Source organism: Micromonospora sp. NPDC049301 (genome assembly GCF_040678715.1).
In the GTDB taxonomy this organism is placed as follows: domain Bacteria; phylum Actinomycetota; class Actinomycetes; order Mycobacteriales; family Micromonosporaceae; genus Micromonospora.
In genome coordinates this window covers 1,011,493-1,034,046 of the sequence record NZ_JBFAQO010000001.1, presented here as the reverse complement: position 1 = coordinate 1,034,046, position 22,554 = coordinate 1,011,493, and the positions used below count along the sequence as shown (strand labels likewise).

Below are 22,554 nucleotides of genomic sequence, written 5' to 3'. Positions count from 1 at the left end.
GGTGGGGGCGGTGAGCCGGTAACGTCGGTCGGGTGTCTGCATCCCTGCCGCTCCGTCTCGTGCTCGCCTCGGCGAGCCCTGCCCGTCGCAAGTCGCTCCAGGCCGCCGGCATCGAGCCGGACGTGCTGGTCAGTGGGGTGGACGAGTCTCTGGTGGTGACCGATCGGGCCGAGGAGCTGTGCCTGGAGCTGGCACGGCGCAAGGCTCAGGCCGTGTTGACCCGGCTGAGCCCGGCCACCGACCAGCGGACGTTGGTGATCGGCTGTGACTCGGTGCTCGCGTTCGACGGGGAGATCCTCGGCAAGCCGGCGGATCCGGCGGACGCCACCCGGCGTTGGCAGCGGATGCGGGGGCGCAGCGGCGTCCTGCACAGCGGGCACTGCCTGATCGACGTTGTCTCCGGGCGGCGCGCTGAGGCCGTCGCCTCGACCATCGTCCATTTCGCCGACATCAGCGACGACGAGATCGCCGCGTACGTGGCCACCGGCGAGCCGTTGGCGGTGGCCGGCGCGTTCACCATCGACGGGCTGGGCGGCCCGTTCGTGGAGCGGATCGAGGGTGACCCGGGGACGGTGGTCGGGCTGTCGATGCCGCTGCTGCGTCGTCTCCTCGCCGAGCTGGGCCTGCGGATCACGGATCTGTGGACGAAGGTCGCGCCGGGCGGCCAGTCGGTCGAGCCGCTCGGTAACGTCCGTTCATGACCACCAAATCGATCCCGCTCACCGACGAGCTGCACGCGTACCTGGTAGCGCACGGCAGCCCGCCGGACGAGATCATCCGGGACCTGGCCGAGGAGACCCGGTCGGTGCTGCCGGAGCACGCCACGATGCAGGTGGCTCCGGAACAGGCCGCGTTCCTGACCTTCCTCACCCGGCTGCTCGACGTACGGCAGGCCGTCGAGGTCGGCACGTTCACCGGGCTCTCGTCGCTGGCGATCGCCCGTGGGCTGCCCGACGGTGGGCGGCTGACCTGCTTCGACATCTCCGAGGAGTTCACCGGCATCGCCCGGCGCTACTGGGCTCGCGCCGGCGTGCAGGACCGGATCGACCTGCGGATCGGCCCGGCCGGGGACCGGCTGCGGGAGCTGCCGCACGAGCGGTACCTGGACTTCGCGTTCATTGACGCGGACAAGACCGGCTACCCGGTCTACTGGTCGGAGTTGGTGCCGCGGATGCGGCCGGGCGGGGTGATCGCCGTCGACAACGTGCTGCGCGGCGGCAGGGTGATCGCGCCGCGGGACGCCAACGACCGGGCCATCGCCGCGTTCAACGACGAGGTCCTCGCCGACGTACGGGTCGACCCGGTGATGCTGCCGATCGCGGACGGCCTGACCCTCGCCCGGGTGCGCTGAGGACCGCTGAACGGGGAAATCGGGGCGCCCTCCTGCGGGAGGGAACCCCGATTTCCGGGAAGAACGAGGAACGTCAGCGGACGCTGCGGGCGAACTGGCGTGCCGCCCAGACGACCCCCGCTGCGGCGAGCACCGCGGTGATGGTCAGGCCCTGCCAGACCTTGTCGCTGCCCAGGTCACCGGCGAACAGCGCCCGGGTGCCGTCGACCGCCCAGGAGAACGGGTTCCAGTCGGCGATGGCCTGCAACCAGCCGGGGGCGAAGGTCAGGGGCAGCAGGATGCCGGAGAGCAGCAGCACCGGCTGCGCCACCGTGTTCATCAGCGGGGCCAGCGCGTCCTCGCTCTTGACCTTGAGCGCGACGCCGTACGAGACGGCCGAGGTCATCAGCGCGATCAGGGCGAGCATCAGGTACGCCAGCAGCAGGTCACCGATGAACACCCGCAGGTCGAACAGGAGCGCCAGCAGGGTGATGATGACCGCCTGCACGATGAGCGAGAGCACGTCGCGCAGCGAGCGGCCGAGCAGCAGGGCGAGCCGGCTGATCGGGGTGACCCGGGAGCGTTCGATGACCCCGGCGCGCAGCTCGGCGATCAGGCCGAAGCCCTGGAACAGGCCGCCGAAGATGGCCAGCAGCACCAGCAGACCGGGTACGAAGATCTTGTAGGCGGCGGCCTGGGTGGGCGCGTTCAGCGCCGGCTTGAGCAGCGGGGCGAAGAGCAGCAGGTACATCACCGGCTGGAACACGCCGACGAAGACCCAGACCGGGTTGCGCAGCAGCAGCTGGGTCTGCCGCTGGAAGATCAGCCACGTGTCACGGGCGAATTTCATGAGTCGTCTCCGGGTGGTCAGGACTCGCGCAGCGAGCGGCCGGTCTTGGTCAGGAAGACGTCGTCCAGGCTGGGCCGGTGCAGCTCGATCGAGCGCAGGTCCAGCCCGGCCTGGTCGAGTCTGCGCAGCACCTGCGGGATGGCGGTGGCACCCTCGTCGACGTAGAGGCGCAGACCGCCCTCGTCGACGGTCTCCAGCTTGTTGACGTACGGCTCGCCGTCGAGCGACTGGGCGGCCTGCGGGGTCGCGGCCAGGTCGAGGCCGACCAGCACGACGTCGCCGGAGATCTCCCGCTTGAGCTCGGCCGGGGTGCCCTCCGCGACCACCTCGCCGTTGTCCATGATCGCGATCCGGTCGCAGAGCGCGTCGGCCTCGTCGAGGTAGTGGGTGGTGATGAAGACGGTCATCCCGTCGCGGCGCAGCCGCCGGATCTCGTCCCACATGTGCGCGCGGCTCTGCGGGTCGAGGCCGGTGGTCGGCTCGTCGAGGAAGACGATCTTCGGCTCGTGGATGATGCCGAGGGCGATCTCCACCCGCCGGCGCTGGCCGCCGGAGTAGGTCTTGCACTTGCGGTCGGCGTACTCGGTGAGCTGGAAGGCGTCCAGCGCGCGGGCGGCGCGGCGCTGTGCGTCGGCCTTGCTGATGCCGTACATCCGGGCATGCAGCACCAGCTCCTCGCGGGCGGTCGACTCGTCCCACGTGCTGCCGCCCTGCGGGACGTAGCCGATCCGGCGGCGCACCTCGGCCGGGGCCTTGCGCAGGTCGGCGCCGGCGATGGTGGCCTCGCCGCCGTCCGGCTCGATCAGCGTGGCGAGCATCCGCAGCGTGGTGGTCTTGCCGGCGCCGTTGGGGCCGAGGAAGCCGAAGATCTCACCCTCGGCGACCTCGAGGTTGACGCCCCGCACGGCGTCCACCGTCTTCGTCTCTCGACCCGCGCGGGAGCGGAACGACTTCCGCAGCCCCCTGGTCTCGATCATCTCTGCTCCTGGTCGTCCGGGCCGGCCGGGCCGGCCGTCGAAGGGGACGACGCCGGACGGCGCACTCCCCCGCTGTGCCGTCAGCAGGCTAACGCGATATAACTCTTATGGTCAACGTTGATTATTTCGCGTCGGCAGTCCCGTCGGGAGCCCCGTCCCTCCACTGCGGCCAGCCCTCGGCGTTCTCCAGCTCAGCAGGCAGGTACGACACTCCGGAATCGATTTTCTCGGCGACCCGCTCGCACCAGGCCATCTCCGCCTCCGCCCGGGCCGACCAGAGCTCGAACATCCACCCGACGTGCACCGGCTTGGTGTTGCGCACCCAGTCCGACTCCAGCGAGGCGCGCATCGACTCGATGCCGGCGCGCAGCAGGTTGGCGCGGTTGCGCAGGGCCGCCGATGCCTCGGACCGCGGCATCGCGGGCAGGAAGGAGAACGCGGCCGTGAACGGGTCCACTGGCTCGGTGAAGTTCCACCAGAGGCTGCGCAGCAGCGTCTCGAACTCGTCCTCGCCCTTGGGGGTCACCTCGTAGGTGGTGCGCGCGGGGCGGGAGCCGACCTGCTCGGTGGCGACGGCGCGGAGGAGGCCCTCCTCGGTGAGTTTGCGCAGCGCGTGATAGATCGAGCCGGGCTGCACGTTCGCCCACTTGTCGGCGCTCCAGCTCAGCAGCTCGCGGCGCACGTCGTAGCCGTGCACGGGCTGCATCCACCGCACCAGGCCGAGGATCATCATCCGAGTCGCAGACACCGGACAAGCGTAATAGGCAAGTTTGATTAGAGCGCTTCGGTACAGTGCGGCATCCCACACTGAGCGATCGTTAGGGCCACCAGGGTGGCCGATACACTCCCGGTCAGTAACCTGCCGGGAGGAGCCACGAAGGTGCGCAAGGTACTCATCGCCAACCGCGGCGAGATCGCCGTCCGGGTGATTCGCGCCTGCCGCGACGCCGGCCTGGGCAGTGTCGCCGTGTACGCGGACTCCGACCGCGACGCCCTGCACGCCACGCTCGCGGACGAGGCGTACGCGCTCGGCGGGGACAGCGCGACCGAGACGTACCTGCGCATCGACAAGCTGCTCGACGTGGCCGCCCGGGCGGGCGCCGACGCCGTGCACCCCGGCTACGGCTTCCTCTCCGAGAACGCCGACTTCGCCCAGGCGGTCATCGACGCCGGGCTGACCTGGATCGGCCCCACCCCGCAGGCGATCCGCGACCTGGGTGACAAGGTCACCGCCCGGCACATCGCCCAGCGCGCCGGCGCGCCGCTCGTCCCCGGCACCCCCGACCCGGTGGCCAACCCGGACGAGGTGATGGCGTTCGCCGTGGACCACGGCCTGCCGGTCGCCATCAAGGCCGCCTTCGGTGGCGGCGGGCGCGGGCTCAAGGTGGCCCGGACCATGGAGGAGATCCCCCAGCTGTTCGAGTCGGCCACCCGGGAGGCGGTCGCGGCGTTCGGCCGGGGCGAGTGCTTCGTGGAGCGGTACCTGGACCAGCCGCGGCACGTCGAGGCGCAGGTCCTCGCCGACCAGCACGGCAACGTGATCGTGGTGGGCACCCGGGACTGCTCGTTGCAGCGGCGACACCAGAAGCTGGTCGAGGAGGCTCCCGCGCCGTTCCTCACCGACGCCCAGCGGGCCCAGATCCACGACAGCGCCAAGGCGATCTGCCGCGAGGCCGGCTACCACGGCGCCGGCACCGTGGAGTACCTGGTCGGCGTGGACGGCACCATCTCCTTCCTGGAGGTCAACACGCGGCTCCAGGTCGAACACCCGGTCACCGAGGAGACCGCCGGCATCGACCTGGTCCGCGAGCAGTTCCGGATCGCCGACGGCGAGAAGCTGCGGATCACCGAGGACCCGACGCCGCGCGGGCACTCCATCGAGTTCCGGATCAACGGCGAGGACCCGGGCCGCAACTTCCTGCCCGCCCCGGGCACCGTCACCGCGCTGCGGCTGCCCACCGGCCCCGGCGTCCGGGTCGACACCGGCATCTCGGCCGGCGACGTGATCGGCGGAAACTTCGATTCCCTGCTGGCCAAGGTCATCATCACCGGTGAGACGCGGGCCGAGGCGCTGGAGCGGGCCCGCCGGGCACTGGACGAGATGGTGGTCGACGGGATGGCCACCGCGCTGCCGTTCCACCGCCTGGTGGTGCGGGACGACGCGTTCACCGCCGAACCGTTCACCGTGCACACCCGGTGGATCGAGACCGAGTTCCACAACACCGTGCCGCCGTTCGCCGCCGCCGCCGGCGCCACCGAGGCGCCGGCCGAGCGCGAGACCGTCGTGGTCGAGGTGGGCGGCAAGCGGCTGGAGGTCAGCCTCCCCGCCGGCTTCGGCGGGGGTACGACCACCGCCGCGCCGGCCGCCCGCAAGCCGACCCGGCGCGGTGGTGGCACCAGGGCCGGCGCCCAGGTCAGCGGCGACACGCTCACCTCGCCGATGCAGGGCACGATCGTCAAGATCGCGGTGGCGGACGGCGACACCGTTGCCGAGGGCGACCTGGTGGTCGTGCTGGAGGCGATGAAGATGGAGCAGCCGCTGCACGCGCACAAGGCCGGCACGGTCAGCGGGCTCACCGCCGAGGTCGGTGCCGTGATCACCGCGGGGGCGAGCATCTGCACCATCGCCTGAGCTGTCCGGCGGTCAGCGGAGGGTCTCCGCGGCGACCGCGCGGACGGCGGCGGTCAGGGCGTTCAGTACGTCCGACTCCAGCCGCCAGTGCTGCCAGTAGAGCGGGACGTCCAGGTGCCGGCCCGGCGCGAGGTCCACACAGCGATCGGCGGCCAGGTCGGCCTCGGCGATCTGTTCCGGCACCAGGCTCCAGCCCAGCCCGAGCCGGATGGTCTCGCTGAAGGCCGGCACCGACGGCACGTAGTGCACCGGCGGGTCGAGCGGGCGGCCCGCCAGCGCGCGGATGAAGCGGTGTTGCACCCGGTCCTTGCGGTCGAACACGACCAGCGGCGCACCCGCCACCGCGGACGGGGTGAACCCGTCGGCGAAGTGGGACGCCGCGAACTCCGCCGTGGCCAGCGGGCGGTAGCGCATGGCGCCAAGTCGCAGCACCCGGCAGCCCTGCACCGCCTCCCGCTGGGCGGTCACCGCCGCCGTCACCGAACCGTCCCGGAGCAGCTCGGCGGTGTGGTCCTGATCGTCCTGCCGCAGGTCGAAGGAGAGCCCGGCCCGCTGCGGCAGTCGGGCCAGCGCGGCGGGGAACCAGGTGGCCAGCGAGTCCGCGTTGACCACCACGGCGACCCGGATGCGGCCGCCGCCGGCCAGCGGACCTCGGGCGTCGGCCAGCGCTTCCCGTTCCAGCAGCGTGAGCTGGCCGGCCAGGCGCAGCAGCGGGCGGCCCGCCTCGGTCGCCACGCACGGTCGGGTCCGGCGGACCAGCACCTGGCCGACCGTCTCCTCCAGCGCCTTGATCCGCTGGCTCACCGCCGACGGCGTGACGTGCAGCAGCCGGGCCGCCGCCTCGAAGCTGCCCTCCGCGACCACCGCGGCGAGCGTCCGCAGCTGCGCCGAGTCGAGACCTTCCATAAGCAGAGCTTAGGTTGCCGCAGAATCTTTAGTTGGACTGGTGCTCGTCACCGGCCCTAACGTCGTCCCCGTGCTCACCTCCGCCGTCGCCGGCTTCTCGATCTCCATCGCCCTCATCGTCGCCATCGGCGCCCAGAACGCCTTCGTCCTGCGTCAGGGCCTGCGCCGCGAGCACGTCGTACCCGTGGTGCTCACCTGCGCCGCGTCGGACGCCCTGCTGATCACCGCGGGCGTCGCCGGGGTCGGCACGTTGGTGACGGGCCGGCCGGAGCTGTTGACGGCGATCCGGTGGGGCGGGGCGGCGTTCCTCCTCTGCTACGCGGCGCTCGCCGCCCGCCGCGCCCTGCGTCCCGGAGCCCTGCTGCCCACCGAGCGGCCGCCGGCCACGTTGGGGGCGACCCTGCTCGCCTGCGCCGCCTTCACCTACCTGAACCCCCACGTCTACCTGGACACCGTGCTGCTCCTCGGCGGGGTGGCCCAGCAGCACCCGCACCGCTGGATCTTCGGCGCCGGTGCCGCCCTGGCCAGCGTGGTGTGGTTCACCGCGCTCGGCGCCGGCGCGCACCGCCTCGCGCCGCTGCTCGCCCGTACCGCCGCCTGGCGCGTGCTGGACGCGGTCATCGCCGTCGTGATGGCCGGGCTCGCCGCGGCGCTCCTGTTGGGTTGACCGGGCGCGGGCCGGCGGCGGCGGGAGTGTTTTCCATGACCACTGGCGGCTGGATGAGCCACGAGCGGGAATGATGGCCGGGTGCAGTTCCTTCACGGCGCGGCCCCCGCGCACGACCTGACCTACACCGACGTCTTCATGGCGCCGGCCCGCTCCGACCTCGGCTCCCGGCTCGATGTCGACCTGTCCACCGGCGACGGCACCGGCACCACCATCCCGTTGGTGGTGTCGAACATGACCGCGGTCGCCGGCCGGCGGATGGCCGAGACGGTGGCCCGGCGGGGCGCGATCGCGGTGATCCCGCAGGACATCCCGATCGAGGTGGTGGCGAACGTCGTCGCCTGGGTGAAGCAGCGGCACCTGGTCTACGACACGCCGATCACCCTGGGCCCGACCGAGACCGTGGGTGACGCCATCCACCTGCTGCCGAAGCGCTCGCACGGCGCGGTCATCGTGGTCGACGAGGCCAGCCGCCCGCTGGGCGTGGTCACCGAGGCGGACACCGTCGGCGTGGACCGGTTCGCCCAGCTGCGGCACGTGATGTCCACCGAGCTGCACACCGTCCCGGCGGACGCGGACCCGCGTACCGGTTTCGACCGGCTCTCCGCGGGCCGGCGCCGGCTCGCTCCGGTGGTGGACGCCGACGGCCGGCTGGTCGGGGTGCTGACCCGGCAGGGCGCCCTGCGGGCCACCCTCTACACGCCCGCCGTGGACGGCCAGGGTCGACTGCGCATCGCGGCCGCGGTCGGGATCAACGGCGACGTCACCGGCAAGGCCGCCGCCCTGCTGGAGGCGGGGGTGGACACGCTGGTCGTGGACACCGCGCACGGCCACCAGGCGCGGATGATCTCCGCGCTGCAGGCGGTCCGCAAGCTGGACCCGGGGGTGCCGGTGGCGGCCGGCAACGTGGTCACCGCCGAGGGGGTACGCGACCTGGTCGAGGCGGGCGCCGACATCATCAAGGTCGGCGTCGGCCCGGGGGCGATGTGCACCACCCGGATGATGACCGGCGTGGGTCGACCGCAGTTCTCCGCCGTGCTCGACTGCTCGGCGGCGGCCCGCGAGCTCGGCCGGCACGTCTGGGCCGACGGCGGTGTGCGGCACCCGCGCGACGTGGCGCTCGCGCTCGCCGCCGGCGCCTCGAACGTGATGATCGGTTCGTGGTTCGCCGGCACCTACGAGTCCCCCGGCGACCTGTACACCGACGCGGACGGCCGGCGGTACAAGGAGAGCTTCGGGATGGCCTCGGCGCGGGCGGTCAGCGCCCGCACCGCCGACGACAGCCCGTACGACCGGGCCCGCAAGGCGGTGTTCGAGGAGGGCATCTCCTCGGCGCGGATGTACCTGGACCCGGCCCGGCCCGGCGTCGAGGACCTGATCGACGAGATCATCGCCGGGGTGCGCAGCGCCTTCACCTACGCGGGTGCGCGGGACCTGACGCAGTTCCACGAGCGGGCGATCGTCGGCGTGCAGAGCGCCGCCGGTTTCACCGAGGGGATGCCGCTGCCCACCAGTTGGTGAGCTTCGGGTACGGCCAGCCCCCGCGGCGCAGTCGGGGCGGCGCTGGCGTACCCCTGCTCTTTGCCTTTGCTCTGCTTCACCGGACGCAACAGGCACTGTCCGGACAGCGGACGACGGCTGTTGCGCGGATTGAAGCAGAGCAAAGGCTGCGGTGCGGGCGGGTGCCACCGCCCGCCCTTCGCCCGTCGCTCGTCGCCGAGGACCGACTGCTCAGTTGAAGAGCCGGCTGACCACCACGCGGGCGGCCTCGCGTGGGTCGTCGCCGACCCGGGGCGGCAGCGCGCCGGCGAGCCACAGGGTGGCGAAGCCGTGCACGATCGACCAGGCCGCGAGCGCGTCCCGCTCGGGGTCGGCGCCGGGGTCGTCGGACCGTAGCCCGCCCACGCCGGAGCGGAGCGCGGCGCCGGAGCGCTCCCGGGCGGCGACCAGCTCGGCGTCGTCGGCCCGGTAGAGCTCCGGCCGGAACATCACCTCGAAGTGCGCGCGGTGCCGCACGGCGAAGTCGACGTACGCGACACCGGCGGCCAGCAGGTCGCCGCCCGCCCCGTTCAGCGTCTGCGCCAACAGGTCGAAGCCCTGGGCTGCCAGCGCGGTGAGCAGGCCCGCCTTGTCGCCGAAGTGGTGGGCGGGCGCGGCGTGCGAGACGCCGGCCCGGCGCGCCAGGTCGCGCAGGCTCAGCGCTGCCGGCCCGACCTCCTCGATCGCCTCGACCGCGGCGGCGAGCAGGGCACGGCGTAGGTCGCCGTGGTGGTACGCGCGGGTTCCGGTCATGCGCCCATCCTATCTTGCCATTGACAAGATGCCGTCCCACGCGGCAATCTTGCCAGTGACAAGTTTCCCGAAGGAGGATCCCGATGGCACCCCTGATCGCCCTGCTGGCCGGCACCGCTCTCGCCCGCCTGGCCGGCCTCGCCGGCGTCACCGCGCTGGACGGCTGGCACCCCGCGCTGCGGGTCGGGCTGGCCCTGATGTTCACGCTGACCGCCGTGGCGCACTTCGCGGGCCGGCGCCGCACCGACCTGATCGCGATGGTCCCGCCCGGCCTGCCCCGGCCGGATCTGCTGGTCACCGTCACCGGCGTGCTCGAACTGGCCGGCGCGGTCGGCCTGCTGGTGCCCGCGACCGCACGCCTGGCCGCCGTCGGGCTCGGCCTGCTGATGCTCGCGATGTTCCCGGCCAACGTCTCGGCCGCCCGCCGGCGACTGACCCTGGCGGGGCAACCGGTCACCCCGCTCGGCCAGCGCACCGCTCTGCAGATCGTGTTCGTGGCCACCGCGGCGGCAATTTCGTTTGGCCCCTGACTATCAGGGAGCTAATCTGCTCCCGTGGAACTCGTCACTCTCCAGGACGTGCCGCTCGGCCGGCTCCTGGTCGTGGCCGGGCACCTCGTCGGGCAGCGGTGGAACCGCTACCTCGCCGAGGAGCACGGCCTCACCCAGGCCGGCATGGTGACCCTGATGACGCTCGCCCGGCACGGCGAGCTGCCCCACCGCAAGGTCGCCGAGAAGGGCTTCGTACGCCCGGCGACCCTGACCGGCATCGTGGACACCCTGGCCCGCGACGGGCTGGTCGAGCGGCAGCGCGACGACAGCGACCGGCGCAGCATCCGGCTCGCCATCACTCCCGCCGGGCGGGAGCGGGTGGCCGCCCTCACCGCGCTGATGCACTCCGGACGTCCGCTCACGTCGGTCGACGCCGACCCGGCGAAGGCGCAGATCATCCGGGAGTTCCTGCTCGAGGTCATCGGCAGCGGGGACGACCCGCGGATGACCGGACGCCCCACCGAACCAGAGGACCCGGCGTGCTGATTCGACTGTTGCGCAACCAGTTGCGCACCTACCAACGACCGTTGACGGCGGTGGTGCTGCTCCAGTTCGTGGGCACCATGGCGTCGCTCTACCTGCCCAGCCTCAACGCCGACATCATCGACCGGGGCGTGGCCCGGGGCGACACCGACTACATCATGCGCATCGGCGGCTGGATGCTGCTGGTCAGCCTGGTCCAGATCATCTGCTCGATCGCCGCGGTCTACCTGGGCGCGCGGGTCGCGATGGGCTTCGGCCGGGACGTCCGCGCGACGCTGTTCGGGCACGTCAACCGCTTCTCCGCCCGCGAGGTGGCCCGGTTCGGCGCACCGTCGCTGATCACCCGCAACACGAACGACGTGCAGCAGGTGCAGATGCTCGTCCTGATGAGCTGCACCATGCTGGTCGCCGCGCCGATCATGAGCGTTGGCGGCGTGTTCATGGCGCTGCGCGAGGACATCGGGCTCTCCTGGCTGATGCTGGTCAGCGTGCCGGTGCTGGCCATCACGCTCAGCATGATCATCCGCCGGATGGTGCCGGGTTTCCGGCTGATGCAGACCCGGATCGACACGGTCAACCGGGTGCTGCGCGAGCAGATCACCGGCATCCGGGTGGTCCGAGCCTTCGTTCGGGAGCCCTACGAGACGGACCGCTTCGCCGTCGCCAACGCCGACCTGACCGCCACCGCGCTGCGTACCGGCCGGCTGCTGGCACTGATCTTCCCGGTGGTCATGCTGGTGCTGAACGTCTCCAGCGTGGCGGTGCTCTGGTTCGGCGCGCAGCGGGTGGACGCGAACGCGATCCAGGTCGGCGCGCTCACCGCCTTCCTCCAGTACCTGATGCAGATCCTGATGGCCGTGATGATGGCCACCTTCATGCTGATGATGGTGCCGCGGGCCGCGGTCTGCGCCGAGCGGATCGTCGAGGTGTTGGACACCGACTCCTCGGTGGTTCCCGCCGCCGACGCGGTGGCGGAGCTGTCGACCAGGGCCGAGTTGGAGCTGCGCGGGGTGGGCTTCCAGTACCCGGGCGCGGTCGAACCGGTGCTGCGGGACATCTCCTTCCGGGCCTCCCCGGGCACCACCACGGCGATCATCGGCAGCACCGGCGCGGGCAAGACGACCCTGCTGTCGCTCATTCCCCGCCTGGTCGACGTCACCGCCGGCGCGGTGCTGGTCGACGGGGTGGACGTACGGGAGCTGGCACCCGACGAGCTGTGGCGGCGCATCGGCCTGGTGCCGCAGCGGCCGTACCTGTTCACCGGCACGGTCGCCAGCAACCTGCGCTACGGCAACCCGGACGCCACCGACGACGAGCTGTGGGCGGCGCTGGAGATCGCCCAGGCCCGGGACTTCGTGGCCCAGATGCCCGGTGGGCTGGACGCTCCGATCGCCCAGGGCGGCAGCACGGTCTCCGGCGGGCAGCGGCAACGTCTGGCCATCGCCCGGGCCCTGGTCCGGCAACCGGAGATCTACCTGTTCGACGACTCGTTCTCCGCGCTCGACCTTGGCACCGACGCGCGGCTGCGGGCGGCACTGCGCCCGGTCACCGCACAGTCCGCAGTGGTGATCGTGGCCCAGCGGGTCTCCACGATCGTGGACGCCGACCAGATCATCGTGCTCGAGGACGGGGGGGTCGTCGGAGTGGGACGACACCAGGAGTTGTTGGAGAGCTGCCCGACGTACGCCGAGATCGTGGCCTCCCAGCAGACGGCGGAGGTGCCGGCATGAGCGAGCCCGACGAGCCGCGGACCGCGGCCGTACCCCCGCAGAAGCCGGCCGGCGACGCGCGGACGCCCGGGGGCGACACGCAGCAGCCCGGCGGTGACACGCCGACGCCGAAGCGGTTGCCGCCGGGTCGCCAGGGCGGCGGCCCGCCGTGGGCGGGCGCCGGGATGCCCGCCGAGAAGTCGATGACCTTCGGGCCGTCGGCCCGGCGGTTGCTCGGCCGGCTGCGCCCCCACCGGTTGCACCTCGCCGCGATCATCACCCTCGCCCTGGTGAGCGTCGGGTTCAGCGTGGCCGGGCCGAAGATCCTCGGTCACGCCACCGACCTGATCTTCAACGGGGTGATCGGCCGGCAGTTGTCGGCGGGCACCACCACCGAACAGGCGGTCGCGGCGGCCCGGGCCAGCGGCAACGACGGCTTCGCCGACATGCTGGCCCGGATGGACGTGATCCCCGGCGTCGGCATCGACTTCAGCGCCCTGAGCCGGGTGCTGCTGCTGGCCCTCGGGCTCTACCTGGCCGCGAGCGTGTTGTCGTGGTGGCAGGGCTGGCTGCTCAACGGGGTGGTCCAGCGGACCGTGCTGCGGCTGCGCGCCGAGGTCGAGGAGAAGCTCAACCGGCTGCCGCTGCCGTACTTCGACCGGCAGCCCCGCGGCGAGCTGCTCAGCCGGGTCACCAACGACATCGACAACATCTCCACCAGCCTCCAGCAGACCCTCAGCCAGCTGCTCACCTCGCTGCTGACCGTGGTCGGCGTGCTGGGCGTGATGTTCTGGATCTCGCCGCTGCTGGCCCTGGTGGCCCTGGTCGCGGTGCCGCTGTCGGTGCTGGTCACCCAGCGCATCGCCAAGCGCTCGCAGAAGCAGTTCATCGCCCAGTGGAAGCACACCGGCGAGCTGAACGGCCAGATCGAGGAGGCCTACACCGGTCACGAGCTGGTGAAGGTCTTCGGCCGGCAGCGCGAGGTGGAGGCCGCGTTCAACGCGAAGAACGAGGAGCTGTTCCGGGCCAGCTTCGGCGCCCAGTTCATCTCCGGGATCATCATGCCGTCGATGATGTTCATCGGAAACCTCAGCTACGTGGCGATCGCGGTGGTCGGCGGGCTGCGGGTGGCGTCCGGCGCGATGAGCCTGGGTGACGTGCAGGCGTTCATCCAGTACTCCCGCCAGTTCACCCAGCCGCTCACCCAGCTCGCCTCGATGGCCAACCTGCTCCAGTCCGGTGTGGCCTCGGCCGAGCGGGTCTTCGCGGTCCTCGACGCTGACGAGCAGACCGTCGACCCCGCCGTGCCGGCCCGGGTCGCCGACCCGCACGGCCGCGTCGAGTTCGAGCACGTCTCGTTCCGGTACGAGCCGGACAAGCCGCTGATCGACGACCTGTCGCTGGTCGCCGAGCCAGGGCACACGGTGGCCATCGTCGGCCCGACCGGCGCCGGCAAGACCACCCTGGTCAACCTGGTGATGCGGTTCTACGAGCTGGACGCCGGCCGGATCACCCTGGACGGGGTGGACATCACCACCATGCGCCGCGACGACCTGCGGAGTCGGATCGGCATGGTGCTCCAGGACACCTGGCTCTTCGGCGGCACCATCCGGGACAACATCGCGTACGGCCGGCCGGACGCGACCGAGGAGGAGATCCTCGCCGCGGCCCGGGCCACCTTCGTCGACCGGTTCGTGCGCAGCCTGCCCGACGGCTACGACACGGTCATCGACGAGGAGGGCAGCAACGTCAGCGCCGGCGAGAAGCAGCTCATCACCATCGCGCGGGCGTTCCTCGCCGAGCCGTCCCTGCTGATCCTGGACGAGGCGACCAGCTCGGTGGACACCCGTACCGAGGTGCTGCTCCAGCGGGCGATGGCCGCCCTGCGCTCGGACCGGACCAGCTTCGTCATCGCGCACCGGCTCTCCACCATCCGCGACGCCGACCTGATCCTGATGATGGAGAACGGCCGCATCGTCGAGCAGGGCACCCACGAGCAGCTGCTCGCCGCCCGTGGCGCGTACCACCGCCTCTACCAGTCCCAGTTCACGGCAGCCGTCGTGGACGAGGAGCCCGCCGACCCGGGCGTTCCCCAGCCCGCGCCGGTCTAGGGCGGATCACCGTGCGCACAGTTCGTTCGACGACGATCCACCCCCGACCGGCGGGTGGGTCAGTCCGGCGGGAGCAGGTCGACCGCGCGGGCGGCGACCTGCCGGCTGATCAGGGCGAGCGCGGCGTCGGCGGGCATCGGGTCCAGGGCGCGGCCACCGCGCAGCCGCAGCGCGAGACGCCCGTCGGCCGCCTCTCGGGAACCCAGCACCCCGAGGTACGGGACGCGGCGGCGGGCCGCGTCCCGGATCCGGGCGCCCAGCGAGCCGGCGACGTCGACCTCGACCCGCAGCCCGGCGGCGACGGCGCGGCGGGCCTGCTCGGCTGCCGCGCCGGCCTGCTCGTCGTCCACCGGCAGCAGCACCAGCTGGACCGGCGCGTACCAGGCCGGAAAGGCGCCCTGATGCACCTCGATGAGGTACGCGAACAGCCGCTCCATGCTGCCGACCAGACTGCGGTGCACCATCACCGGCCGCCGCCGGCCGCCGTCGGAGTCGGTGTACGACAGGTCGAACCGTTCCGGCTTGTCGAAATCCAGCTGGATGGTGGAGATGGTCGACTCCCGACCGGCCGCGTCGACGATTTGGATGTCGATCTTCGGGCCGTAGAACGCGGCCTCCCCCGGCGCCTCGACGTACGGCACCCCGGCCAGCGCGTCCCGCAGCAGCTCCTCGGCCCGGGCCCACTGCCCGTCGTCGCCGACGTACTTCTCGCCCGGCCCGCGCAGCGACAGCCGGAAGCCGGCGGGGCGGACACCGAGCGCGGCGTGCGCGGCGCGGATCAGCCCGAGGATCTCCACGACCTCCGCGCCCACCTGCTCCGGGGCGCAGAAGGTGTGCGCGTCGTTCAGCGAGATGGCGCGCACCCGGGACAGCCCACCGAGCACCCCGGAACGCTCCGAACGGTACATCCCGCCCAGCTCCGCGATCCGCAACGGCAGCTCCCGGTAGGAGCGGCCCCGGGCGCGGAAGACCAGCGCGTGGTGCGGGCAGAGCGCCGGCCGGAGCACGAACTCGTCGTCGGCGCTGAGGCGCATCGGCGGAAACATGTCGTCGGCGAAGTAGCCGAGGTGCCCGGAGAGTTCGAAGAGTTCGCGCTTGCCCAGCGGCGGCGAGTAGACGTGCTGGTGGCCCGAGCGGCGCTCCAGCTCCCGGACGTACTCCTCGACGGCGTGCCGGGCGGCCGCGCCGGCCGGCAGCCAGATCGGCAGGCCGGCGCCGGCCAGCGGGTCGGACACGAAGAGGTCCAGCTCCCGGCCGAGTCTGCGGTGGTCGATCATGTCGTGCTCCTGGATCGGGTACGACCCGGAGGCGACCTGGACTCCGAACGCCGCGCGGCCCTCGGGGGCGGATCGCCCCGGGGCCTGGTCGACGGTGGTTACGTCAGAGCGGCGCGCCGGGGACACCCGGCGTCGTGGTCACCACTACCGCGCTGCGCATGCGGCGACGGTACCCGTCGGGCGATCGGGGACGCACCCGGATTTGGCGTGGCGGAGGGAGGGGCGGGCCGCCGGCGCGGGACCCGCCGGCGGCCCGGGGCGGCCCGAGTCGTCAGGAACGGGGGACCCGACGGGCGGGGCCGCGCGGACAACGGTACGCCGACGGACGCCGATCCGCCGACCCCGCGTGGGCCCGGTGGGACGCTCCCCGAACCGTCACCCGAGGACGGTTCGAGCCGTTGTACCTGGGTGGCCCGGTCGTGTCGATGGTCACGGCGGGGTGGGGCTGTCCACGGTGACGCCGGACACGCCGTCAGGCTCGAGACACCCAATCGGCCGCATCCGGCGAGGTGGCACGCGTGCCCGAACTACTGACTGACGTCGCATCGCCGACCTGGGCGTACCTCGTGCTGCTCGGCCTGCTGATCGCGGACGCCTTCGTCCCGGTGATTCCCACCCAGATCGTCATGATCACCAGCGGCGCACTCACCGTCTACGGCGGGCTCAGCCTGCCGGTCACCATAGCCGTCGGCGCGCTCGGTGTCTTCGCCGGCGATCTGGCGTGCTACCTGCTCGGTCGCGGCGCACCGGACCGGCGGGCCCCCCGGCACGCCGAGCCGAGCCGGGCGCGGCGGGTCGCCAGCCGGGTCACCCAGGGGCTGCGACAGCCCGGGCCGCTGGTCATCCTGCTCTGCCGGTTCGTGCCCGGAGGTCGGATGGCCGCCTGCTTCTCCGCCGGCCGCAGCCGCTACCCGTACCGCCTGTTCGTGCTCTACGAGGCGGTGGCCGCGCTGGGCTGGGCCACCTACGGCGCGCTGGTCGGGCACCTCGGCGGCACCGCGCTCACCGAATCGGCCTGGCGGCTGGCCATCATCGCCACCGCGGCGGCGGCCGGTTTCGCCGCCGCCGGATGGGCGATGACCCTGGTCAGCGCACGGCATGCCCGGGCCGCCGCCGGAGCCGACATCCCCATCGACTGAGCGCCGCCCGGCGCCCCCCGGGTGCCTCTAGGGGTGGTCCCCCGGGACGATTTCGGTGGCCGTCCCGGATCCGGCTCGGGTCCCCTCGGCGACAGGCTGAGGCATGCCTGGAACCCGGAGCACCGGCCTGCTGGCCCTCGGCGGGATCGCCCTGGCGGCGCTGCTCACCGTGATCGGCCATCTCGAAGTCAACGACGACCTCAACCCGTGGGCGCTGACCGTCAGCGACTTCGCCGTCTCCGACCGGGGCGGCGTCATCGACGTCGCCATGGTGGTGCTCGCGCTCGCCACCGTGGCGCTGCTGTACGGCCTGCGCCGCACCGGGCCACCACGGCCGCGCTCCGGCCGGCCGGTCGAGCTGCTGCTCGGCGCGTGGGTGGCCGGCCTGCTGCTGGCCGCGGTGGTGCCGACGAACGAGCCGGGCACGGTCATGACCGCCGCCGCCTATGTGCACCGGTACGCCTCGGTGGTCGCCTTCCTGGCGCTGCCGGCCGGGGGTTGGCTGCTCGCCCGCCGCCCCGACCTGGCCCCCGCTGCCCGGGCCCTCCGCGCCCTCGTCGTGCTGAGCCTGGCCCTGGCGGCAGCGATGATCTGGTCCGCCTACCCCGGAGACCGCCTGCTGATCGGCCTGGCCGAACGCCTCCTCATCCTCACCGAGGTCGCGGTGCTCGGTACCGTCGCGGTGGCTCTGACCCGGACGCCCGTCGCCAGGTGGGTCGTCACTCCAGCTCGTGGAGCATGAGCTGGCGGGCCGCCTCGGTGATCGAGCCGGAGAGGCTCGGGTAGATGGTGATGGTCTGGGCCAGCTCGTTGACGGTGAGGTTGTTCTCGACCGCCATGGTGATCGGCAGGATCAGCTCGCTGGCCTTCGGGGCGACCACCACCCCGCCGACGACCTGACCACTGGCCGGTCGGCAGAACAGCTTCACGAAGCCGTCGGAGAGGTCGTCCATCTTGGCCCGGGCGTTGCCCGACAGCGGCAGCATCACCTGCCGGGCCGGCACCTTGCCGGCGTCCACCTCGTCCTGGGAGACACCCACGGTGGCCAGCTCCGGGTCGGTGAAGACGTTCGCCGCGACGGTCCGCAGACGCAGCGGGCGGACCGCCTCGCCGAGGGCGTGCCACATCGCGATCCGGCCCTGCATGGCGGCGACGCTGGCCAGCAGCAGGACCCCGGTGCAGTCGCCGGCCGCGTAGATGCCGGGCACGTTGGTGCGCGACACCCGGTCGACCGTGACGTAGCCGCCCCGGCCCAGCTCCACGCCGTACTCGGCGAGGCCCAGTTCGGCGGTGTTCGGGATGGAACCGACCGCGATCAGGGCGTGCGAGCCGGTCACCTTGCGGCCGTCGGACAGCTCCACCTCGACACCGTCCGCCGTACGCCGAACCGCGTCGGCCCGCGAGTTGTTGAGGATGCTCATCCCCCGGTTGCGGAACACCCGCTCGATGGCCGACGCGGCGTCGGCGTCCTCGTGCGGCATCACCCGGTCGCGACTGGAGACCAGGGTGACCTGGACCCCCATCGCCAGGTACGCGCTGGCGAACTCGGCGCCGGTCACGCCGGAGCCGACCACGATCAGGTGCTCGGGCAGCTCGGGCAGGTCGTACACCTGGCGCCAGGTCAGGATGCGCTCGCCGTCCGGGACGGCGGTGGGCAGCTGGCGGGGCGTCGAGCCGGTGGCCACCAGCACGGTGGACGCGGCGATCGAGTATTCCTCGGCGCCGTCGGCGGGGGTGACGATGACGCGGTGGGTGTGGCCCAGGGTGTCCTCGCCCAGGCGGGCCGTACCGGCCACGAAGGTGACCCCGGCCTTGAGCAGCTTGGCGTGGATGTCGGCCGACTGGGCCAGCGCCAGCCGCTTGACCCGCTCGTGCACGGCCCGCGCGTCGACGGTGACCGCCTCCAGGCCGTCCGAGTGCACCCCGAACTCCTCGGTGTCCCGGTACCCGGTGACCACCTCCGAGCTGGCGATGAAGGTCTTCGACGGGACGCAGTCGGAGAGCACGCAGGCCCCGCCCGCGCCGTCGGCCTCCACCACGGTGACATCGGCGTCGAGCTGGGCGGCGACCAGCGCCGCCTCGTACCCGGCCGGCCCCCCGCCGATGATCACGATCCGGCTCACAGCGTCTGCCCTTCGTCGATGCTCACAGTGACTTTCTTCTCCCGAACGCATCCGACACGCACAGTCGTATTCTCCCCCACCCGCATACCCGGCTATCGTCATCGCCGTGCGTCTTCACGCCGCCTACGGCTCAAACCTGGATCCCGCCCGGATGCGCGCCTACTGCCCGCACTCGCCGATGGTGGGTATCGGCTGGCTGGAGGGGTGGCGGCTGACCTTCGCCGGGGCCGACGTGATCGGCTGGGAGGGCGCGGTGAGCACCGTGGTCGAGTCCCCGGGCGACCGGGTCTTCGTGGCGCTCTACGACATCCACCCGTACGACGCGGCCCAGCTCGACGAGATCGAGGGGGTGACCGCCGGCACGTACCGCAAACTGCACGTCCGGGTCTCCACCCTCGACGGCGACGTGACCGCGTGGGTCTACGTCTTCGACGGGTACGAGGGTGGCCTGCCGACGTCGTGGTATCTCTCCGAGATCGCGAACGCCGCCGAGAAGGCGGGCGCGCCGGACGACTACGTCACCGAGCTGCGGTCCCGCCCCACCGGCACCGCGTCGGCCTAGAGGCTGTCGCACGCTGCCAGTCTGCTACCGACGCCGGCCGGACCGCCCGGCGGGCCGGCCCGGGGTCGTCAATCACACACCGGCTGCCGGGACGACCAACTGGTACATGTCGGTCCACCGCGTCTCCCGCAGGCCCACGGACCGGTAGAGCGACAGCGGGGCGGTCGGGTTGGTGAGGTCCACCCCCAGGCCGGCCGCCTGCCGGCCCTTCTCGGCGTAGCGGGCGAAGGCGCGGCGCAGCAGCGCCGCGCCCACCCCCCGCCGTCGGTACGCGGGCAGCACCGCCAGGCTCCGCACGAAGCCCTCCTGCTGGTCGAGCGCCTGATCCGAGGACTGCAAGGCGCCCGCCACCACCCCGTCGACCTCGGCGACGAACCATTCGTCCCAGGCGGTCACGTCACCGATCCGGGCCCGCCACCGCTCGTACGACAGCGGCTCGTGGTCCGGGGTGTCGCGGAAGGCGGTGTCCTGGATCCGGTGGAACTCCCGCAGGTCGGTGTCGTCGTCCGGGCGGACCGGCCGCACCGTGACCCCGGGCGGCGGAGCGGGCTCGGCGGGCAGATCGGCAAGCGGGCGGCGCATCCGGACGTACCTCTTGGCCAGGGTGAACCCGACCGCACGCAGGTCCCGTTCCCAGTCGCGTTCCGGCGCGAAGACCGCGCAGCGGACGGTGAGCGCGGGCAGCCCCCGCTCGGCGGCCCGCTCGGCGACCCGGTCCAGTTGCCGGGCCAGCAGCGGCGCCCGGACCGCGGCGCCCCGCTGCGGGTCGACGTAGACCTCGACGAACTCCCGGCCGACGCCGGTCGGGTTGTCGACGGTCGCCCAACCCACCACGGTGTCGTCCGGGTCCACGGCCAGCCAGGAGTCGCGAGCCGGGTCGACGAAGGGGGCGGTCAGGGACTCCGCGACGTCCTCGGCGTCGAAGTCGGGATGACCGATGGCGAAGGTGTCGGCGGCGTGCACCACCGCGAGGATCGCCGGCACGTCGTCGAGGGTGGGCCGGCGCGTGGTCCAGCCAGCGGGAAGGGTCACGGCAGGTGATCCTGGCAGCCGAGGGCCGGCCGCGCCGCCCATTTTCCGCGCACCCTTCCGCTCACTCGGGGGCGAGGTCGGCGCGGGTGCGGTGCAGCAGCTCCACCAGCTCGATGCCGTCGGCGGCACCGAGCGCCGCGAACGCCGGTGCGGCCAGCCGGTTGGTGACCGCCTCCGCCCACAGCCGTCGACGCACCAGCGGCCCGACCGGCGGGTACGGCGGCGGCCAGCCACAGGCCACCGCACCGGCCTCTCCCTCCGGCCCGGCGAGCACCGCCTCCAGCGGCGTCATCCCGGCGGCGCGTACCGCCAGCAGGTAGGCGCCGGTGAAGTGTTCGCGGAGCAGCCGCAGCCCGGCGGCGCTGCGGGCGCCCGGGGAGAGATCCGGCAACGGCATGGCCCGCCAGGCGGCGAAGAGCGGCATGCCGCTGGCGTCCGCCGCCGCCACCGCCCGTTCGACCAGCGCGGCCAGGCGCTGCACGGCGGGCAGCCCGCCCAACCGTTGCGCCCCCCACCGGCAGCACTCGGCAAGGCTCGCGGCGGCGACCTCGGCCGGGCGGAGGACCCGGGCCGCCGCGTCCCAGCCGTCGGCGACCGCGTCGGGGGCGATGAAACCCAGGGACGCGGCGGCCGTCTCGGCGCGTACGTCGCCGAGGGCACCGGCGCGCCCACTGATGTAGAAGGCCCAACCGGAGATGCCGAGCAGCCGTGCCCGGCGCAGTGTGGTCGGGCAGCGGCTGAATCTGTCGCCCAGGTCGAGCGTGACGGGCTTGCTGGCGGCGGCGACCTGCTCCGGCGTCATCCGTACGCCAACCTCGGGCGCCCCGGCCCGGTCAGCACCGGCAGCCGGGACACCGGCCCGCCGGCCGCAGGGGCCTCCCGATCCGGGATCACCGGCCAGGGACGGCCCGACCACTCGTCGTCGTCCATCGATGGTCAGTCTGCCCGGCCACCGCCCGGGTCCGCATCCCCCTCTTCGGCCGCCAACGCCTCGACCGCCGCCTCGACCTCGCCCGCGCGACGCCGGGCGACGGTGACGGCCCGTTCGGCCGCACGCCGGGCCAGCTTGGCCCGGCTGAGATCCTGCTCCGCCACCGCCCGCCGCCGCTCCAGCTCGGCCAGCTCGGCCTCTATCCCGTCGAGCACGGCGGCGCCGTCCCGCTCCTGCCCGGCCGCGTCGGTCAACTCGGCCTCGGCCCGCTCCTGGTCGCTCCGGGCCCTGGCCAGTTCCCGGTCCAGGGCCCGGCGCTGCCGCGCCCGCTCGGCCCGGGCCGCCCGCTCCGCGGCCCGTTCGGCGCGTTCCGCCGCCCGGTCGGTACGCGGGGCCGCCTCGGGGGCCGCGCGTTGGGCGCCGGGTCGGCGGGACGGGCGTTCCTCGGCCCGCTCCTCGTCGTCGCCGGTGACCAGCCGCAGCTGCGGACGGGGCACCTCGCCGAAGCCGGCGTAGCTGGCGGAGCGGAGCAGCCGCCCGGACCGGACCTGCTCGGCGACCTCGGTGTCGGAGAGCGCCGCGTTCAGGGTCGCCTCCACCTCGGCCAACGGCAGCTTGCCGGCCGACGGCGCGTCCGGCTCCGCCGCGGCGAGCTTGCGGACCTCGGCGACCAGTGCGCCGACCACCGCCCGGCGCTGCGCGGACAGCTCCCGTAGCCGGGGCCCGCGCAGGTCCCGCTGGGCGGCCCGCAGCGCGTCGGCGAGCTGGACCAGATCGGCGACCAGCTCCGGCCGGTGGATGGCGAGCAGGTTCACCAGCCAGGCGGCCACCGTGGGGCGGCGCAGCCGGGCCAGCTGCCGGGCGGTGGCAGGGTCTCCGGCGCGGCGGGCCTCGGCCACGGCGGCGTCCCGGGCGGCCACGAACCGCTCCGGCGGGGTGCGGTAGAGCTGCTGCACCAGCTCCGGGGAGGGGCCGGGCATGG

23 protein-coding genes are annotated in these 22,554 nt (G+C 72.9%); 12 read left to right on the top strand and 11 right to left on the bottom strand.

Features of this window, described 5'->3' with window-relative positions:
• Positions 1-32: 32 nt before the first annotated feature.
• Both AB0K07_RS04970 and AB0K07_RS04965 read left to right on the top strand, forming a co-directional pair.
• Entirely contained in the window at positions 33-701 is a 669-nt protein-coding gene (locus AB0K07_RS04970) for a Maf family protein (RefSeq protein WP_363751026.1), read from the top strand.
• Positions 698-1,351: an O-methyltransferase gene (locus AB0K07_RS04965; protein WP_363751025.1), complete on the top strand. Its 654-nt coding sequence runs from the start codon at positions 698-700 to the stop codon at positions 1,349-1,351. The genes AB0K07_RS04970 and AB0K07_RS04965 overlap by 4 nt, the downstream gene beginning before the upstream one ends.
• A 73-nt stretch (positions 1,352-1,424) precedes the next feature.
• Here the strand turns inward: AB0K07_RS04965 and AB0K07_RS04960 are convergent, their stop codons facing one another.
• The 3 genes from AB0K07_RS04960 to AB0K07_RS04950 form a co-directional block, all read right to left on the bottom strand.
• Positions 1,425-2,180 carry an ABC transporter permease gene (locus AB0K07_RS04960; protein ID WP_363751024.1) on the bottom strand — a complete coding sequence of 252 codons (756 nt, stop codon included), beginning with the start codon at positions 2,178-2,180 and terminating at the stop codon, positions 1,425-1,427.
• A gap of 17 nt (positions 2,181-2,197) precedes the next feature.
• On the bottom strand, positions 2,198-3,157 hold the full coding sequence (locus tag AB0K07_RS04955; RefSeq protein WP_363751022.1) for an ATP-binding cassette domain-containing protein: 960 nt from the start codon (positions 3,155-3,157) through the stop codon (positions 2,198-2,200).
• A gap of 121 nt (positions 3,158-3,278) precedes the next feature.
• Positions 3,279-3,890, bottom strand: coding sequence for a PadR family transcriptional regulator (locus tag AB0K07_RS04950; RefSeq protein ID WP_363751429.1), 612 nt, complete (start codon positions 3,888-3,890; stop codon positions 3,279-3,281).
• 147 nt (positions 3,891-4,037) lie between these two features.
• On the opposite strand from AB0K07_RS04950, the gene AB0K07_RS04945 reads away from it, so the two are divergent.
• Complete coding sequence (locus AB0K07_RS04945) at positions 4,038-5,789, top strand: biotin carboxylase N-terminal domain-containing protein (RefSeq protein ID WP_363751020.1); 1,752 nt, start codon at positions 4,038-4,040, stop codon at positions 5,787-5,789.
• A gap of 12 nt (positions 5,790-5,801) precedes the next feature.
• On the opposite strand, the gene AB0K07_RS04940 is transcribed toward AB0K07_RS04945, so the two are convergent.
• Positions 5,802-6,695 (bottom strand): LysR family transcriptional regulator ArgP, encoded by an 894-nt coding sequence (locus AB0K07_RS04940; protein WP_363751018.1) that lies wholly within the window; start codon positions 6,693-6,695, stop codon positions 5,802-5,804.
• Between the two features lie 70 nt (positions 6,696-6,765).
• On the opposite strand from AB0K07_RS04940, the gene AB0K07_RS04935 reads away from it, so the two are divergent.
• Both AB0K07_RS04935 and AB0K07_RS04930 read left to right on the top strand, forming a co-directional pair.
• Positions 6,766-7,362, top strand: coding sequence for a LysE/ArgO family amino acid transporter (locus tag AB0K07_RS04935; protein ID WP_363751017.1), 597 nt, complete (start codon positions 6,766-6,768; stop codon positions 7,360-7,362).
• An 81-nt stretch (positions 7,363-7,443) separates the two neighbouring features.
• A complete protein-coding gene (locus AB0K07_RS04930; protein ID WP_363751015.1) occupies positions 7,444-8,883 on the top strand; it encodes a GuaB1 family IMP dehydrogenase-related protein in 1,440 nt (479 codons plus the stop codon).
• A 210-nt stretch (positions 8,884-9,093) separates the two neighbouring features.
• On the opposite strand, the gene AB0K07_RS04925 is transcribed toward AB0K07_RS04930, so the two are convergent.
• Positions 9,094-9,654, bottom strand: a complete 561-nt coding sequence (locus tag AB0K07_RS04925; protein WP_363751014.1) for a TetR/AcrR family transcriptional regulator — start codon at positions 9,652-9,654, stop codon at positions 9,094-9,096.
• Between the two features lie 83 nt (positions 9,655-9,737).
• Between AB0K07_RS04925 and AB0K07_RS04920 the strand changes: the two genes are divergently transcribed.
• The 4 genes from AB0K07_RS04920 to AB0K07_RS04905 all read left to right on the top strand — a co-directional run bounded on the left by AB0K07_RS04920 (position 9,738) and on the right by AB0K07_RS04905 (position 14,508).
• Positions 9,738-10,184: a DoxX family protein gene (locus tag AB0K07_RS04920; RefSeq protein ID WP_363751012.1), complete on the top strand. Its 447-nt coding sequence runs from the start codon at positions 9,738-9,740 to the stop codon at positions 10,182-10,184.
• Between the two features lie 24 nt (positions 10,185-10,208).
• The gene (locus AB0K07_RS04915) at positions 10,209-10,691 is read left to right on the top strand and encodes a MarR family transcriptional regulator (RefSeq protein ID WP_363751010.1); all 483 of its coding nucleotides are present in this window, start codon (positions 10,209-10,211) and stop codon (positions 10,689-10,691) included.
• Positions 10,685-12,418, top strand: a complete 1,734-nt coding sequence (locus AB0K07_RS04910; protein WP_363751008.1) for an ABC transporter ATP-binding protein — start codon at positions 10,685-10,687, stop codon at positions 12,416-12,418. Before AB0K07_RS04915 ends, AB0K07_RS04910 begins: the two co-directional genes overlap by 7 nt.
• 164 nt (positions 12,419-12,582) lie before the next feature.
• Positions 12,583-14,508 (top strand): ABC transporter ATP-binding protein, encoded by a 1,926-nt coding sequence (locus AB0K07_RS04905; RefSeq protein ID WP_363751428.1) that lies wholly within the window; start codon positions 12,583-12,585, stop codon positions 14,506-14,508.
• 59 nt (positions 14,509-14,567) lie between these two features.
• On the opposite strand, the gene thrS is transcribed toward AB0K07_RS04905, so the two are convergent.
• Positions 14,568-15,785: a threonine--tRNA ligase gene (gene thrS, locus AB0K07_RS04900; RefSeq protein ID WP_363751007.1), complete on the bottom strand. Its 1,218-nt coding sequence runs from the start codon at positions 15,783-15,785 to the stop codon at positions 14,568-14,570.
• A gap of 518 nt (positions 15,786-16,303) precedes the next feature.
• On the opposite strand from thrS, the gene AB0K07_RS04895 reads away from it, so the two are divergent.
• Positions 16,304-16,924, top strand: coding sequence for a DedA family protein (locus AB0K07_RS04895; RefSeq protein ID WP_363751005.1), 621 nt, complete (start codon positions 16,304-16,306; stop codon positions 16,922-16,924).
• A gap of 103 nt (positions 16,925-17,027) precedes the next feature.
• Positions 17,028-17,666 (top strand): DUF998 domain-containing protein, encoded by a 639-nt coding sequence (locus AB0K07_RS04890; RefSeq protein WP_363751004.1) that lies wholly within the window; start codon positions 17,028-17,030, stop codon positions 17,664-17,666.
• On the opposite strand, the gene AB0K07_RS04885 is transcribed toward AB0K07_RS04890, so the two are convergent.
• Positions 17,644-19,047, bottom strand: coding sequence for an NAD(P)H-quinone dehydrogenase (locus AB0K07_RS04885; RefSeq protein WP_363751003.1), 1,404 nt, complete (start codon positions 19,045-19,047; stop codon positions 17,644-17,646). The two genes, AB0K07_RS04890 and AB0K07_RS04885, sit on opposite strands and share 23 nt — an antisense overlap.
• Positions 19,048-19,153: 106 nt before the next feature.
• Between AB0K07_RS04885 and AB0K07_RS04880 the strand changes: the two genes are divergently transcribed.
• A complete protein-coding gene (locus AB0K07_RS04880) occupies positions 19,154-19,609 on the top strand; it encodes a gamma-glutamylcyclotransferase (protein ID WP_363751001.1) in 456 nt (151 codons plus the stop codon).
• Positions 19,610-19,681: 72 nt separating this feature from the next.
• Here AB0K07_RS04880 and AB0K07_RS04875 read toward each other — a convergent pair whose 3' ends face one another.
• The 4 genes from AB0K07_RS04875 to AB0K07_RS04860 form a co-directional block, all read right to left on the bottom strand.
• Positions 19,682-20,641: a GNAT family N-acetyltransferase gene (locus AB0K07_RS04875; protein ID WP_363751000.1), complete on the bottom strand. Its 960-nt coding sequence runs from the start codon at positions 20,639-20,641 to the stop codon at positions 19,682-19,684.
• A 61-nt stretch (positions 20,642-20,702) separates the two neighbouring features.
• The gene (locus AB0K07_RS04870) at positions 20,703-21,443 is read right to left on the bottom strand and encodes a hypothetical protein (RefSeq protein ID WP_363750998.1); all 741 of its coding nucleotides are present in this window, start codon (positions 21,441-21,443) and stop codon (positions 20,703-20,705) included.
• Positions 21,440-21,571, bottom strand: coding sequence for a hypothetical protein (locus tag AB0K07_RS04865; protein ID WP_363750996.1), 132 nt, complete (start codon positions 21,569-21,571; stop codon positions 21,440-21,442). The genes AB0K07_RS04870 and AB0K07_RS04865 overlap by 4 nt, the downstream gene beginning before the upstream one ends.
• Before the next feature lie 6 nt (positions 21,572-21,577).
• The gene (locus tag AB0K07_RS04860) at positions 21,578-22,552 is read right to left on the bottom strand and encodes a hypothetical protein (protein WP_363750995.1); all 975 of its coding nucleotides are present in this window, start codon (positions 22,550-22,552) and stop codon (positions 21,578-21,580) included.
• Positions 22,553-22,554 lie beyond the last annotated feature (2 nt).